Consider the following 17,306-nt stretch of genomic DNA (forward strand, 5'->3'; position numbering starts at 1 on the left):
CTGCTTAAATTACATTGCTTTAATTCTTCTTTCAATATGGTTAATTTCTTCATCAGAAAGCCCATACTTTTTATACAATTGGTTATCTACCTCTTGAACAGATGTAGACCAATCAATATCTGAGTTGTTTGTGAAATCTTGAAGAGGAACAAACCTATACGTATTTCTAGTCCCATGTTGACTATTTTTAGCCAAGCTATGCAAAAATCTTACAAATTTAGATTTCAAATATTTAGCTAAAGAGATTGAGCCATTTTCATTTAATTCTAATTCAGCACCAATTACTAAATATGTTTCAGTACATATTGAATTAGGACTAGCAACAATTGTGTTTAGATTATCATCGTTTAACTCAGTTCCTATATTATTAGAGTAGGGTGTTAACACTTTCCATTTATTAATCCACGTCGAATTTTTTTCAATCTCTGTAAACTCAATATATCCAACTTTACCTTTATTAGCATAGCATTTAATCGGTTCATTCAATAAATGACTTTCATTTTTAAATTTACTATTCTTAGTAAAGTTAGTAGAAAATCCAAATGGGTTACGAGCAGATACATACTCCATTAAGCTTTTCTTATCACTGCAATTAATTTTATCCAAAATAGATATAGCACCTGAGTCTCTTATTAAGATATCAGAATCTTTATATTTCAATGACCTAGAAATACCACTAATAATTGTGTTGTTTTTATATGTTACAACTCGCGTAAGATTATGTCTATTATCATAATTCCTATCCCACAAGAAGTAACATACACCACCTCTAATATTTGTATTGGGGAAAATATCTTCTGGTGTAAGCCAATCATGCAATTCTCTAAGATGGATGTCATTTAACATTTGATCTCGGAAATCATCTAACCTTTTTCCACCTACATACCATCGTGTCGGGATAATGAATGATAATATTTCTGGGTTAAGTTCTTTAGCTAAACTTACAAAATTTTGATAGATGGGACTAGCACTTGCCTGTGCTCCTCCATCTTTTTCTTGATATGGTGGATTACCAATAATTACATCAAACTTCAAATCCTCATCTCCATATAATTCTCGTAACTTTTCTTTAACAAGGCCATTCTTTGTGTATTCAGTTAAATCACATTCTATTATATTTTTAATCGAAATGTCATTAAAATCGGCAAATATATAATTTTTCACTATGTTGTAAATGATATTACTTGGTGCACATGCATAAACTTGATTTTCGAGTATCCACTTAATTCTTTCTTTTGAATTTGGGATCTGTTCTTTTAACCCTTCATTCAAGCGTTTAACAATTTCTGTTATATATAGACCACTCTTTGTATCTAAATCAACGAACTTAACATTGTAATTACTAAAGATATTAGGGTTATTTTCCTCGACCAAATCAACCATCAATTTTACAACTTTTCTAGGAGTAAAAATTTGATTGGTTTGTTGTGGTGGAATATAATCAAAAATATCTTCAGTAAGTGTTTCATCAAAGTAGTTTGATAATATTTTCCTCTTATTTAAGAACTCTTTGATACTTGCATCAAAAACAACTTCATTGAATAAACCATGCACTTTACGATTATTCCCATCTTCATCTACATAGTCAAACCCATCACGTAGTTTTTTAAACTCATCAAGGGTTATGCTTGTCAATTCCTCGAAGGTTGGTTCATCAATATTTTCTTCAAAACTAGATAAAGTCGTCTCCCCATCACCATAGGCCATAAGGAATGCAGGAATAGTTCTAGCAAAACCACGCAAGTGATCTCGAACGTCATCTTCAGTGGTTTTTTTCTTCTTCTCTTCTACTTTGACAATTTGTTTTTCAACTGCTGTTTCAACTGATTCGCTTACTTCTGTATTTAGATTTTCAGTAAAAGTTTTATTTACTTCAACTTTCTTCTGTTCGTATTCCTTTTTCAGTTGCTCTACTTTAACTTCATCATGAGCTTTTTGGGCGGTATGAATTTGTTCAGTGAAATCTTGTTCGATTTCTTGAACTTGACTGTGATACGATTCTATATTTTTCTCAACCACATCTTTAATTGTCGAAGTTACTTCATTTTTTGCTTTATTCGTTTGAGTTTTATTCAACTGAAATGTTTCTTTTAACTTGCTAAACCCTCTATCTAGAGTGTCATTAATTTCATTTGTAATAGTTGTAACTTCAGGCATATCCGGAATATCTGGGGATTCCATCACTTTATAGATTGCATCACCGAATATATCTTTTGTATTGTTAATAACAATGTCTGACGGTACATCAATGTTTCCATCATCATCAATCATCGGCTTAGTTACGTTGATTTCTCTATGGTCTGTCAAACGTTTGTTCTTTTCAGGTTTAATCTTATCAAGGATTTCCTTAAATGGTGAATTTCCTCTAAAAATACTTGAGATATTCGCAAATAATAGGTTACTCATGAAACTGCGTTTTACAACCTCTGTTGAGGTGATTTGTGTTGGTATAGTTAAGACTTCAGTTGCATCTAACTCGTGCATATTTCCTTCATTATCTTCACCAATAACTGGGAAGAAATTCAATAGCTTTTTAATCTTTTTCTTGCGTTCCTCACTCGCTTTGGAGCTACCACTTGATAAGTTATTAGCTAATTCGTCAAATAGCAATAGCGTTCGTTCTGGTGCGAAATCGAAAATATAGGCATTTTCTTTTCGATAAAGCTTACCGTCCTGAACAAACTCATAAGGGTTTTGGGCACGGAAAGCGGCTTGGAAGTATAAACTAGGCGACTTAATGTTGCTAAGCATAAGCACTGCAGACCATTCAGGAATTGTTATACCCGTTGTGAGCTGACCAACGGATAAAGTTATTGATTTATTGTTTTCATAAATTGCCTTTTTAACCTTATCAAAACTCTTCTCATTCTTCTTGAGGTCTTGTCCTTCTTCCTCAATGTTCGGTTCCTTGTCAATGCTTATTCCATCACCAGCTGCTAGTATAATCCTATATTCACCAAAAACAGGGTGAGATTTCAACAACTTTTCAAGTGCTTTCGCAGAGTTAACCCGAGGTAAAAGCCAAAAAGTATGGTTTAATTCGCCCCTGTGTTCATCTGACGCAAAAGGAAACTTTCCTGAAGATAAGTTATCAAGAAATTTTTTTACGCTTTCTTCATATTCAAACTTGCCGTCTTCTTTAACCCTGAAGAATTCATTCAAGTCAAAAGCATAATCAACATTACTGTTATCGTCTAACGTTAAGCCTTTAGATACTCGATCCTCGATCATCTTGCTCATCTGATATGTAAATAAGCTAAGCGTGGGCAGATTTTCGTATGGATTACTTCCTGTTGTGTAATCCCAATCCATTTTTGCTTCTTGTTCATCGACATAAGACCAGTTGAAAATCTGATCTTCATTAAATTTGTTGTTTGCCAATGCTTTAAAAGGAGTACCCGACAAGTGTAGAGTAAAATTCCGTTTAATTTTATCGAACGCCGTGTCCGTTTTGGCTGTATCAACTCCCTCATGAGCTTCATCAATGATTAGTAAATCCCAATTTAGTTGGCCTACCCATTCAAGTTTTTCATAGTTACCACCTGCAAACTTTGCACCTTTCAAGTCTTGGAGTGAAATAAAGGTGATTTGTGAGGGGGTATCAAGCTCAGTAGAACTTAGGAAATCGATATAATCCTTGCGAGATAATGCTTTATCTGTTAGCGAATCCGTTTCAGATACAAATTTCAACCCTGTTTCTTGCCAAGAAATGAACTTCTTAAAATCATCAAACCATGAGTTAGCTATAGCGGGTCTATTGGTAACGATCAGTACATTTCTTGAATTGATTTTTCTTACAAAATCATATGAAGTCAGTGTTTTCCCAAAGCGAGGTTTTGCATTCCAAAGAAACTCCTTTGGTTCTTTTCCACTATGGTAATAGTCAAGCGTTTGCTGAACCGCTTTGCTTTGTTCATTCCGAAGTGTGTAATCTGATTGACCACCATCAACCTGAATTTCATCATAATCACGATTGATATACTTGTCAGTTAGAACTTCCGCTTTTTCAAGTGTTCCATTAAAATAAAACCATTCGTCTGCACGGCCATTAAAATCTTTTTTCTGAATCCCATTCTGTTTAAGGAAACGGTGAAGTGACTTATCATGAAACCAAGTGCCATCAGACTTTTTGGCAATCTTTTCAAAAAGAATTTTAGGGTTAAGACCAGCAGTCCCAACCTGCTCAAAAATCCGCTTTTTAACATGTCTATTAGTATCACCGATTTTGACGTAACCTTCATGAGAAGGGACTTCAGGCAAGGTATAAGCATATATTTTCAAGTCTAATTCTTCATAAGGATTAATAATTGTTCTATCCATCGACTTCCTCCATTTCTTCCTTATAGACTTCAGTAATTTTTACAGGAACATATTTCAATCTTTTCTCTTTAGGTTCAGCTTCATCATCATAACTGTCAAATAAATCTAGTTGCTCTATTTTTACTGCATGTTTTGATGACTCTCCGCATTCCTTTTCTTCTTCATTAAGAATTTCTTCAAGAGTAAATTCGGTGCGTTGAACTTTAATTGTTTTAGCGTTCTTCCGAAGGTTTATGGGTTGCCATTCACTAAAAATAATTGGATTACCATTAGAAGATAATTTAGTTAGAAAGTTCCCTTGTGCAATATTGTTAGAGATAATCAATTTAGCACTGTCTAAGACTTTGTTTTTCACTTTTCCATCATGTTCTCTTGCTTGTTGCTGATACGCATCATAATAAACTTGATACATATTCATAACGCACCTTTGAGCATTATCTTCAAGCAACTCAACTCCATACAACGTTGATAATGCAAGAAGCGAATAATTCTCATATCGAGTTAGTTCATCACCGTAATTCTTTTCTATCATCTTCATTTTTCTATTTAAAATTTCTACTAAGAAAGCCCCTTCTCCTGCAGCTGGCTCTAAAAAAGTAGAAGTTAAGTTCTGACATGCATCACGAATATTAGGCATATCAAGCATTTTCTTAACTATCCTTCTTGGTGTAAATACTTCTCCGTGATTTTGGATCCGTTTTTTACTTTTTATTATTTTTTCAATAACCGATTCAGATGTATCTTTCATTTGCTAATCCTCCATTACAAGAAATCTGCATCATTATTTGCAAAAATTTCGTTTGGAAATTATTTAATTTCTATTATACAGGTTGATTTGTTTTAGAGGTAATTTCACAAGAGGAGGTTTTCTAAGAACCACATTATTTTATCGAAATAGATTGTGAAAGCAATGTGGAGGCAGATAAATATACCAAATAGCAAACTGTAATCTAACAATAATATGGTATAATTTAGAAAAAGTAAAGGGGTTTTTCATGGCTTTTCAAACTGCAATCACGATTAAAAAGGTCAATTGAAAACATTAAGCAGCGAGAATATTATTTTGAGCGTGAGTTTGTCTGGAAGCCTGAAAAGATTAAGAGATTATTTTCTTCTATAATGAGAGACTACCCAAGTGGTTCTTATAGGAGAGCATATTCATTACTAAGTTCTTTGACTGAGCTACCAGAACGGTAAAGTTTCAACAATCACCTTCTTGAAATCTTGAGTATATTTTTTGCCTGTATTTTTGTTTCCCATCCGGACACAACCTTTCTATGTACATTTTAAGTACGTAACGTTTTTGTGTCCATAAAACTATACTAACTTCATAGATATTGAACATGGTTCACTTCCTCTTTTTTAATATAATTTGGAATGATTCAATACAAACATTATCATAAAACACACTATTTAAATGAGTGTGTTAAACGTAAAATTTAATACGTTTAGTAAATGCTTGGCTTGTATATTGTTAATCTAGGTTAGTATGTTGAATTAACCCTAATTGAGAGTGTAAGCGTTTTTGCGAGCTTTTATTACAACTTCAGTTATTATTTATTATGAAAAGGAATGGACGACAATTTTTTGTGCATATAAATTCATCACTGAAGCTAAATAGGACATCCCTCTTTCACCGTATGTACATAAGTTACCATCCATTTTACATGGTAATAAAAGAGTCTTGTATAGGTAAAACGGAGACAGGTTTCAGGCAAGGTTTAGAATCACTCTTTAATAGTAGAGACGAGACTATACAAAAAAATTGAGGACTTTCAAAATAGGGATAGAAAGGTAATGTGTATGGATTTTAAAAGCTATTTTAATTTAACGGAATTAGGTAAACTAAAACAAAATGAACTATTATTTTCTTTTATAATATATGTATTTCCTCTGTTTATGGCTATTAATAGTCAAAAAAAATATATGATACTCCCAATTGTTAATCAAACAATATATGTGATGCTAACTTTAATTACACTTCTAATATTAAATGCATGGTTAATATATAAGAAATTGAATAATAAGAGGGAAACTCCTGAATTATATAAAGGATATTTATTAAGTATGATGATTTTTTTAATGGGATTATCCATTGGGTTATTAAATAATCTGTTAATAGGGGGAGTATTTTTACTTATTGCATTTTTTGCTTATTTATTCAGCACAGGAATAGTTCTTTACTACATATATAACTGTATATATATTTATGTCTTAAAAAAGCTGTTTCCGAAGCAGGGTAATGAAACAAAAAGTGAAGAAGTAATTAAGTTACGTTCTTTATCAGAATTTATGGATTTAAACACACAAAAGTTATATCTTTCTCTTCTTATATTAGATTTATTTCTTTATTTTGTGTTTGTTGGATTTATAATGATGATAATTTTTAAACATTTAGATATTCAAGGTACATCTATAATGTCAAATCTATCTGATTGGGCTAAAACACAGGATAATATTTTTATGGTTTTTAATGCAATAGCTTTACTATCATTAATGCTAACAGTTAATTCAAGAACAATTCCCAAAAGAAAAAGAATAATAGCAGATGCTAAAAATGAACTAAACAAAAGGTTTAATAATTATTAATATGTTAATAAATTTAGAAGTTTCTTAGAGAATACCAGGATAAAAGAGTAAGAATTAAAAAAGTAGGAGAAACAGATAAATAGAGAATATCCTTATTAAGGATGTAAAAGTATGGGATTGTGTGCTGGAGTAAAAGAGAAAGAGTGATAAAACAGGCTCAAAATCATGTTCCTATACGAAAACAATCAAGACTCTTTTAACAACCTAGAATATAACTTTATATCCCAGTGTTTGTACTTTGCAAACACTCTTTTTCATATTATTCCTTTGAAAACCATGAGAGAATTGTTTAATTATCACACCGATAAAATTATTATTCGACAAATATCAGGGTGTAACTATACCTTAACTATAAAGTTAGAATTGAAAAGTTTACATCAAGCTACAAAAAACAAAAACCACCTAACAATAGTATGATAAGTGCTATAATGGAATAAATTAGAAATGTTGATAAAGGCTTCTTAAAGATTTTTCACCTCTTATGAAACCTGGAAGTCTTACAGTTGATGAAATTGAAGTTTTAAGTGAATTAATTAATTTTGAAAAATACAAAACAACTGATGATAGAACCCTGACCCTCTTTTTTACCTCTTAACTAATAACGGTGAACCTGAATTTACATCTTGCTCGTCAAGTGAATAATATAAAAGGGATGATATGTGTGATTAAACCAAATTGGAATGTCTTTAAAGCAAAATTTAGTGATAATCCTCAGAATAATTTTGAATGGTTTTGTTACTTGCTATTCTGTAAAGAATTTAATATAAACTATGGGATATTTAGATATAAAAACCAGTCAGCTATAGAAACCAATCCGATTGAGGATAATGATGATGTAGTTGCTTGGCAAGCAAAATTCTATGAAACATCGCTTTCAAGTCATAAAAAAGATTTAGAGGATACATTAAATAAATTAAAGAGAGACTACCCTAACGTGAATAAGCTGTATATCTACTCTAATCAGGAGTGGGGACAAAATAAAGGACAGATGCCTCAAGGACTAAAAGAAGTTGAAAAGCAAGCAAAAGATCTAAATGTTAGTTTAGAGTGGAAATTAGCTAGTTTCTTTGAATCTGAATTTGTTACAGTAAAAAATGATATCATTTCGAAGCACTTTTTTACATTTGAAAAAAGCGTATTTTCTATATTAGAAGAAATGCAGAAGCATAGTGAGAATCTATTAAAACACATAAACACAGATATCTCTTTCAACAAACAGAAAATTGAAATTAAGAGAGAGAATGAATTGAAACAGCTCATTAATGATTCAAATCAAGTATGTATTATCAGTGGTGCGGGTGGTGTTGGGAAAACTGTTCTAATAAAGAATGCTTATGAACGCTTCAAAGAAAATGACCCATTCTATATATTTAAAGCAACAGAATTTGAGTTGAGAAATATCAATGATATATTTGGGGATTATAATCTATATGATTTTCTTAGTATTCATAAAGATTTTGAGAATAAAACAATAGTAGTTGACTCAGCTGAAAAACTACTAGACATACAAAATACAGACCCTTTCAAAGAATTTTTAACAGCAATAATTGAAGATAAATGGAAAGTAATTTTTACAACTAGAGATGCTTACCTTAAAGATCTAAACTATCAATTTTTTGAAATTTACAATATTTATCCATTAAATATTGGGATACGCCTTTTAGAACAAGACGAACTAAACACTATTTCTAATGAGAACGCTTTTGTATTACCTAAAGATGAAAAATTACTAAAATTGATTAGGAATCCTTTCTATCTTAATGAATATTTGAAATTCTATAAGGATATTGATGAAATTGATTATGTTGAATTCAAATCAAAGTTATGGAAGCAAAGAATAAAAAAAAGTAAACCTGAAAGAGAAAAGTGCTTTTTAGAGATTGCACTTCGAAGGGCGAAAACAGGTCAATTTTTTGTTGATGTAAAAAATGAACTAGGTAATTACTGTGATGAATTAATGAGAGATGGAATGCTGGGATATGAAGAGGTAGGTTATTTTATAACTCATGATATTTACGAAGAATGGGCATTAGAAAAAATTGTTAATAGAGAATTCACTAATAGGTCTGATGAACATGGTTTTTTTGTATCAATTGGGGAATCCTTACCCATAAGAAGGTGTTTTAGAAATTGGATATCAGAAAAATTATTACTCGAAGATCGTGAAATTATAGAATTCATTGAAGATATTTTTAAGAATAATCAGATTGAGTCTTATTGGAAAGATGAGTTATTTGTCTCAGTTTTACTTTCGGATTATTCAAGAATTTTCTTTGAAGTTTTTAAAAGTGAGTTATTGTTAAATAAATGTAGACTATTGAAAAGGTTGACATTTATTTTAAGGATTGCTTGTAAGGAAGTTGATGATGAATTTTTCAAGGAATTAGGCGAAAAAGATATCAATCTCTCTACTCTCGATTACATCTTAACAAAGCCAAAAGGAATCGGCTGGCAGGCGTTAATCGAATTTGTTTACAACAACATAGAGACAATTGAGATTGAAGATATTAATTTTGTTTTGCCTATAATACATGATTGGAACAACAAAACAAAAAGAGGAAATACTACTAGATATGCTGGTCTTATAGCTCTGAGGTTTTATCAGGAGACTATTAAAAAGGATATTTACTATTCACTGGAAGATAGACTAGAAACTATTCTTAAAACAATAATAAATGGCTCTTATGAATTGAAAAATGAATTGAAGGATATTGTAACGGAAATATTAAGCAATGAATGGAAGAATCATAGGGATCCTTATTATGATTTAGTTACGTTCATTTTGACTAAACTTGATGGTTTACCTATCTGTAGAGTATTACCGAATGAAATTTTAGAGTTAGCTGATTTCTTTTGGACTTATACACCAAAAGAAAGTCATTTATTTTTAAGCAGGAGAGATGATGTCGAACATGATTTTGGTATAGAAAAAAACCATGGAGATTTTCATCCAGCAAGTTCTTATCAAAGTCCTATTTACTGGTTACTCCAGATTAGACCAAAAGAAACTATGGACTTCGTAGTAAATTTTACAAATAAATCTATAAAGAAGTATGCTTTTTCAAATCTAGCCTCTAGACTTGATACTATAACTGAGGTTGAAGTTAAGTTAAACGACCAAAACCACAAAAAACAGTACACTAGTCAATGCTTATGGCAGATTTACAGAGGGACAAGTTCTTCAGTAACTCCTAATTTGTTGCAATGTATTCATATGGCTTTAGAAAAGTTTCTTCTAGAAATAGCAGAAAAAATGGAAGGCGAAGTGTTAGTAAGTTGGTTAAATCATCTACTTGAATCTTCTGAGAGTGCCTCAATATCATCTGTAGTGACAAGTGTTGTGTTGGCATATCCAGAAAAAACATTTGATACTGCAAAAATCTTATTTCGAACTAGAGAATTCATTATCCATGATACTCATAGACTATCTTCAGAACACAGTGCTAAAACACGATATTCAATAGGACAAAACTTGGGTAGTAGCAATAATAGTTTTTATGATAATGAGAGATTGAAAACTTGTGAAGATAAGCATCGTAAATGGAGTTTAGAAAGCCTCTTTTTAAACTATCAAGTTTTTGCAATGCAAGAAACTGGAGAGGATGTGGGGAAGAAACGTCAGGAGATTCTTTGGGGTATTCTGGATGGTTACTATAAGAAGCTACCACTAGACTCTGAGCAGAATGAAATAGATAAAGTTTGGAGATTATTTTTAGCTAGAATGGATAGACGAAAGATGAGTATTAATGCTGAAGAGACTGGTGGCCGCATATTGATACAGTTTGAACCTGAAATAGAACCAGAAATAGAAAAGTTTAGAAAGGAAAATCAAAAGACATATGACGAAGATATGAGATATGTTCCTTTGAAGTTGTGGGCTAATTTAAAATTTAAAAATGATCATAATAAATCTAAGCAATATGGAAAGTATGATAGCAATCCCCAAAATGCATTAGATGCAACTAAGGAAATAATACACCTAAAAAATGAGGGATTCTATTTATTAAATAATTCTATACCATCATGTGTATGTGCAGTGTTAATTGAGCATTATTTCGATGAGTTGAAAGATGAAGATAAAGAATTTTGCAAGGATGTGATAATTGCAAAAGTAAGGTCTTGTGTACAGTCTAACTACTTCTATCAAGTGGGGGATGGTGTTCAAGAAGCAATAGCTTCATTGTCTAATTTGATAAAGCTGTATCCTGAAGAAAAGGATACTACTAAGTTATTGCTATTGCTTACGTTGTTTAAAGATGAATCTATTGCTTTTCCTATGATGGCAATACATCAATTATGGGAAATAGAATTTGAAGATGTACATTCATTACTATTGGGTTATCTAGTATTCAAGCACAAATATAACAAGTTAATAAGTGAATTTCGAAAAGAGAGCTTTGAAAATGGAAATTATGAACCGGATTTAGGTGAATTGTTGAATAGATTTCTAACTGTAAATGAGATGAGCCTGAATAAAATGGTTAATAACAAATTATCCATCTTGGATTTAGGTAATATTCAAGACCTTGATTTATCCATATTATCGAATGCTTTAAAAATGATGCCTAGTAAGTTAAATAATAAAGAACATATCACTATTACTAATGAAATAATATCTGTGTTTGCAAGAGAGCTAACACAAAGTAGGAATGGTGATAAAGTTGATTACATGGTACGTAACGAATTTCTAAAGAAATATGCTTACCTTGTTTTGTGTTCAGAAAGTAGTGAAGTACCTCAATTGATTCAACCATTTATCGATAATTTCAATTCATCAGAATCAATAGCAGAGATGTTTCAAGAGTTTATTTATGCTGAAGATAGAATGCATAGTTATGATAATTTTTGGTTAGTTTGGAATCTGTTCAAAGATAAAGTGTTTGAAGTAACTAAAAACGGAACAAATAACTGGTACCTAGACAAAATTATTGAAAGTTACTTATTTGCGCAAACAAGATGGAACGATAATACTAAAGAATGGCATTCATTAAAACTAACAAACATGAGATTGATTAAGGAAGTATCTGAACAGATGGGTCAGCATCCTTCAGTCCTATATTCCTTATCTAAACTGTTGAATGATATTGGGAGTTCATTTGTAGCTGATGGGCTAATCTGGATATCTAATATATTATCGAAGCATTCAGAATACGAGACGTTAAAGTTTGAAAGGAATACTTATTATTATCTAGAAAACTTGGCAAGGAAGTACGTCTATGAAGAGCGAGAGAAGATTAAGAAGAATAAAAGGTTAAAGCAGAAAATTCTAGTTGTACTAAATTTTCTTATAGAAAAAGGTTCTACTGTAGGCTATATTCTTAGAGAAAATATTATTTAGATTGACAAAAAAATTAGTAGATTTAAACTCTAATGTATTTAAGGAGCAACTACTAATTGTCATATTATGCTCGGTACATGAAATGTGTGGAAAATATACTTGAATAGAAATAGAGTTTATTACTAATTAAAAAAACTGCACTTTGATGCGGCACGGTGAGCCGTATCTCAAGTGATGGTTAGCTGAGTTTTTGCATATTCTAAGCGGCACAACAATCTGTAGTTTTTTTACTCAATTTTATTCTTGATTTCTTCTGCATTTGCATGATAACAAGTTTATTATTCTATACTTTTTTGTTTTTGTGCAATAATTTCACCTGTTATGTGGTTGGTTTACATATGTTATTTGATTGTTTTTTCGATATCAAAAGTGTTGTTTTCAAATAAATAAAAAAAGTGTAGAGAAAAATACCTCATTCTCTACACTCTGACCACACGTTACCACAGTTGGTTTTAATTAAAATTTCTACTTTAATAGGAGTAATTATATCCCTATTCATTTAGAAATATTTAATAATACAGCCTCCCGTTTTCTCTTTATTTCATTTCCAAATATACGCACAAGTGAAGAAGAGACTTCTTTAGCCTTACTGTTTGACACAGCTTTGTCTACAAATTTTCCATACTTATCTTCATCTGATTCCAGTATACCTATATAGTCACTTAGGTATCTTTGTAGTACCTTTTGAATGAAAACTATACGTTCCTCTTCTTTTGATGGAGCAATGAGTTCATCTATAGCTTTAGCTTGATGAATGTCTTGAATGAGTTGTTCATACTCAGCTGTTTCTTCTTCAGTTAAATAGACATAAGGTAGTTGAAGCCTTTTTTCTAGTGCAACTTGGTTATCATATTGATCAGATGTTATGTCTGTTATCTCAACTATTTCCTCTTTAGAAAGACCATGTTGAATAAGCCTACCCACTGTCCTTTGAAGAGGGAGGATATTTTTATTCCTTTCATTAATTGTACAATTCATTTTTTCTAAGAGCTTGTCATGGCTTTTAATAAGCTGTTGCATTTCTTTTAAGTATTGATTTATTGTATTATCATTAAAATCCACTAAAGTAACCTCCTATGTATTATTTGTTATATTTCACCTTATTTGCTTAATTAAATAACCATTGATTTGATTTTCAGTATTAAGTAGAAAAATTAGGTAAACACCACTACATCATTTTATCTGCGATCACCACTCAAGCCACGTCGAATGCGTAGCATTAATAGAGTTAAAATAGCTTATTATCAATAGATTTAGTGTATTTTTAACTAAAAATCGAAGTGTGTATTATGTTCCCTCGGACAAATGGTTCGGGGGATTTTTGCTATCACTTTAACAATTTATCCTAGCAGGGGGCTGGCACCAAAAAAGAAAAAGTTCTGAGCAGAAAATCTACTCAGAACTCAAGAATTATTTCAATTCACTACCGTCAATATATACTTTAATTTTATCAATCTTACCATCGCGACTGAAAATAGATTGACTTGTTACAAGATCTAAAGCATCCACATCTTCAAAAATGCTTTCTGTACCATCTTTATAACAAACGATGATTTTCTTGTTGCCCTCTAGGTAATAAATTACCGGAACTGCACAGAATGTAAATCCTAAGGAATTCTCATCTAACTGAATTGTTTCTGTTTCCATAGCATTACTATTCCTAGGTAGGGACCAGGTTTTCATTTCTTTTAGAAACTCAGACTTTGTTAATAACTCTGGTTTAAAACGAATACATCCTTCCTCTACCTTCACTCCTAACTCACCTATTCTAGAGATAAAGTCTTCTTTAACCTGTCCGGTCATGCCTGGTTGTTGTACTCCCGCAAAGCTCGGAGTATGGGAATAAGCATCTGTTGGAAATGCGCCGTAATGTTCAGGTGATTTCTCTAATCCTATTCCAGCTTTAATAGCTTCATACTCATTCATAAGCGCCTTAGTTTCTTCATTCATACCCTGTTGACAATATATATCATTGAAGTTTTCTTGTGTCGCCAAAACTAGCTTTGATACCATGTGCCAATAGATAGATCCTAATCCCTCATACTTATAAAATGTACCGGAGCGTCCTGTAAAAGCATGATGGTCAAAAAGGTTTGAGAAGATTTCTTCAACAATCTTAATATCTTCATCTTTATACTCTTTTGTCACTTTTAGTGCTTCTCGAATCTCTTCACCGTTTCTGAACTGACCGTTAAAATGGTACTTCCCATTCACATCTTTTTCAATAAAACGTGTGTGATTTTGATTCAGTTCTGATTTTAAAACAGTTGATGACATAACTTGTTCATCAGGAATCACATTTTTCTCTAAGAACTTTGGCAACTCACGGTTTGGATAGAGCATATAGCTTTCTTGGTCTTCGCGATAAATAGAACTATTTCTAAGTGCCTCTAGTACATTAATGGTTTCTTTTCCATTTAAAGCTTTTGAACTTAGCACGGCAACCTGACCTTCTAACATCTCATAAAGATTTGATATGCTACAGCTTTCCTTATCAAATCGGATGAGATTGTATGAATGATATAGACCGTCTTCTCGTTTATTCTTTTTAATTGAATCTTTTAAATGGACCATTGAAACCTCAATAAATTCTTTAAAGGACTCTATAGAAAGTGCCGCTTTTTCTCCTACAAAACCATTGTCATATATAGAATTTCTATATGTTTCTCCAATCTTACCTAACGCTTTTACAATATTAAAACGAGTGTCGTCGGACATTTTACCGCCAAGATATTGTTTACTATCTTTAAATACCTCCAATGTATCATTGAACATCTGATGCACTTCAACTGAAACCTCAATTGAGTCCTCTTTAACTTCCTTAACTACTTGACTCATATAAGCTTGGAAACGGTGCAAATAATACAGGGTAACCATTGATAAGCCATTCCCAACAAGAGCGTTGTTAGCATCGTTCCACTCTGGACGTTGAGTATTCATCCAAATACCACCCTCAGGTACATAGTTAGAGAACTTAGCAAGCATAGTAACCAAAAGTTTTTCCATTAAATTAACTTTGTAGATACCGTCCCTGTTGCAAACTAACTTACCATCTGATCCAAGGCTTGCAACTTTGTTGTCAATAAGTTGATCACTCTCGTCACTATAAATAATACTGTTTCTTGGATCGTCGACTAATGCATCAAACCCTTTAATCTTATAGGGCACATTCGCATATACAAAAATGTCTTTTTGAAGAAGATCCAGTATCTTTTCAGGATTATAAGCCTTTGATAATTCCATTAGCTTTAATAGATAAATAATTTGATGATCTCCCCAGTATCCAATATTTGACCACGGATCTTCAGGGTCAAGCTTCTCCCAGTCAATTCCATCTTTCGTAATTCGATATGGGTTATACCCGTCTGCTGTTGATGCATTTACGAATTTAGCAATTATACTCTCCGTATATGAAGGATAGGAAATGGATAAGGCTTCCCAATTTTGAAATATATCACGCCAATTCCCTTCAAACTTTAGCTCCTTGCTTCCATCTTCTTTGGTAATCTCTATATTAAATTTATTCCATGGACGACTTGGATCTCCATGGCGCCTACTGAATGTAAGTGGTAAGTACTCTAATACTAAACGTTCAAAATCCTTGCAATTAAGCTGTGCTACCATAGCAATCAGCTCATTATAGTTAATTGTTTCAGGTAATCGGCTCATAAACTCTAGATGCTTCGTATATACTTCTTTATTCCAATTCCCTACAAATCCTTTGAAATCCTCTCTATCAATCTCATAGCCATCTGCATATATACCACCTCGCATAATATTGTAAAGGGTATTTGAAAAGTGTCTATAACCCTCCTTCTCATTTGAAGTACATTGGAATCCATCTGCATTAAACACTAGTTTTTTAAGATTGTACTCACTCTTTGAAACATCAACTTCTATCTCTTCAAGAATCGATTGATTGTTCATAACCTCTTTAATAAGTTTCTCAACTTTTGAAGCGCTTTGATTAAGCTCAGCTACTATATACCAGTTTTGTGATTCACTACCATTAAGGTGGATAGAATCTCCAACATAGTAAGAACCTCTTCTACCCTTAATATCAACTTCTGTTTGAATCTCTTCGTTTTGTAAGAACGCTCTAATCTGTTGTTCTGACAGAAGGTAGCTAGGATTCTCAAGTCCCTTTGACCAAACCGTCGTTGCTTTCAATGATTCACTTGGCTCAGCTTTATCTGTTATGATCGAACTAAGTGTGTAAATACCAAGCCCTGCTTTTTCTACTAATTCACATCGTTTATATCCATCGACAAGCGTACTTTTTGTGGTTTGCAAAAGCGTATTAACCCCATATGGTAGTATGTTACGAATTCCGTCTAGGACTCTAATATCTACTTCCTTTTCAGCCATGTTAACTATTCTAGATTCTTTAATAAATCCAAATAAATCACTACTCTTCCATGTATAGGTATAACTAACCTCTAGGTCATGGTTGATCTCTTCAAACATAACTTTATTGCCTATAGTGTTTTTATATAGGTTTCTTGTAATCTTATATACATTGTCATTATGAAAAGAGAAAGGTTTCCACAGGAAACTCCTTTCATCTTTATTGACGATTAGGACTGTATGTGATCCGGTTGTCTCAATACTGTCATGGATCTTATCATCTGTATAATATGGGAATAAAGCTGTCTCTGCATTTTTACGACCGCAAGTCAGCCCGCCAGTACTTGATATAAACATCCAAAGGTCAACATCACTTACTACTGTCATAAAGAATGGATTCATTTGATTGTAGTTTTTGATCTTAAAATAAGTGTCCTTATTCATAGTTACCGTATCAAGCGAAACCGCTTTCGTTTCAGCGTGCAAAGATGCATTTCCTAAGTATAAATTTGGTGTTTTCTTCATTATATGTTCCTTTCTAAATCAGATTTTAAAATTTATCTCGTCACTAAATATTATAAAGTGATAAGGCTAAAAGTACAATAAACTTCAGAACTGGAGAGGAATTTTAAGAATAGAAAATGGTAGTTTTTAGAGCTGAAGATTAAAAAAGAGGTACTTAAAGAAGATGTATTCATGATAGAACAGTGAA

6 protein-coding genes are annotated in these 17,306 nt (G+C 32.1%); 2 read left to right on the forward strand and 4 right to left on the reverse strand.

Annotation, left to right across the window (positions count from 1 at the left end; genetic code table 11):
- Window positions 1-9: 9 nt before the first annotated feature.
- Both SLH52_RS08635 and SLH52_RS08640 read right to left on the reverse strand, forming a co-directional pair.
- A complete protein-coding gene (locus tag SLH52_RS08635; RefSeq protein WP_320208865.1) occupies window positions 10-4,320 on the reverse strand; it encodes an Eco57I restriction-modification methylase domain-containing protein in 4,311 nt (1,436 codons plus the stop codon).
- Window positions 4,313-5,068, reverse strand: a complete 756-nt coding sequence (locus tag SLH52_RS08640) for an N-6 DNA methylase (RefSeq protein WP_320208866.1) — start codon at window positions 5,066-5,068, stop codon at window positions 4,313-4,315. Before SLH52_RS08640 ends, SLH52_RS08635 begins: the two co-directional genes overlap by 8 nt.
- A gap of 1,055 nt (window positions 5,069-6,123) precedes the next feature.
- On the opposite strand from SLH52_RS08640, the gene SLH52_RS08645 reads away from it, so the two are divergent.
- Window positions 6,124-6,909, forward strand: a complete 786-nt coding sequence (locus SLH52_RS08645) for a hypothetical protein (protein ID WP_320208867.1) — start codon at window positions 6,124-6,126, stop codon at window positions 6,907-6,909.
- Between the two features lie 661 nt (window positions 6,910-7,570).
- The gene (gene avs4, locus SLH52_RS08650; protein WP_320208868.1) at window positions 7,571-12,247 is read left to right on the forward strand and encodes an AVAST type 4 anti-phage nuclease Avs4; all 4,677 of its coding nucleotides are present in this window, start codon (window positions 7,571-7,573) and stop codon (window positions 12,245-12,247) included.
- A 495-nt stretch (window positions 12,248-12,742) separates the two neighbouring features.
- Here the strand turns inward: avs4 and SLH52_RS08655 are convergent, their stop codons facing one another.
- Window positions 12,743-13,309, reverse strand: coding sequence for a hypothetical protein (locus tag SLH52_RS08655; protein ID WP_320208869.1), 567 nt, complete (start codon window positions 13,307-13,309; stop codon window positions 12,743-12,745).
- Between the two features lie 348 nt (window positions 13,310-13,657).
- Window positions 13,658-17,119: a hypothetical protein gene (locus SLH52_RS08660; RefSeq protein ID WP_320208870.1), complete on the reverse strand. Its 3,462-nt coding sequence runs from the start codon at window positions 17,117-17,119 to the stop codon at window positions 13,658-13,660.
- Between the last annotated feature and the right edge of the window lie 187 nt (window positions 17,120-17,306).

This window comes from Cytobacillus sp. IB215665 (assembly GCF_033963835.1).
Lineage (GTDB): Bacteria > Bacillota > Bacilli > Bacillales > SM2101 > Nanhaiella.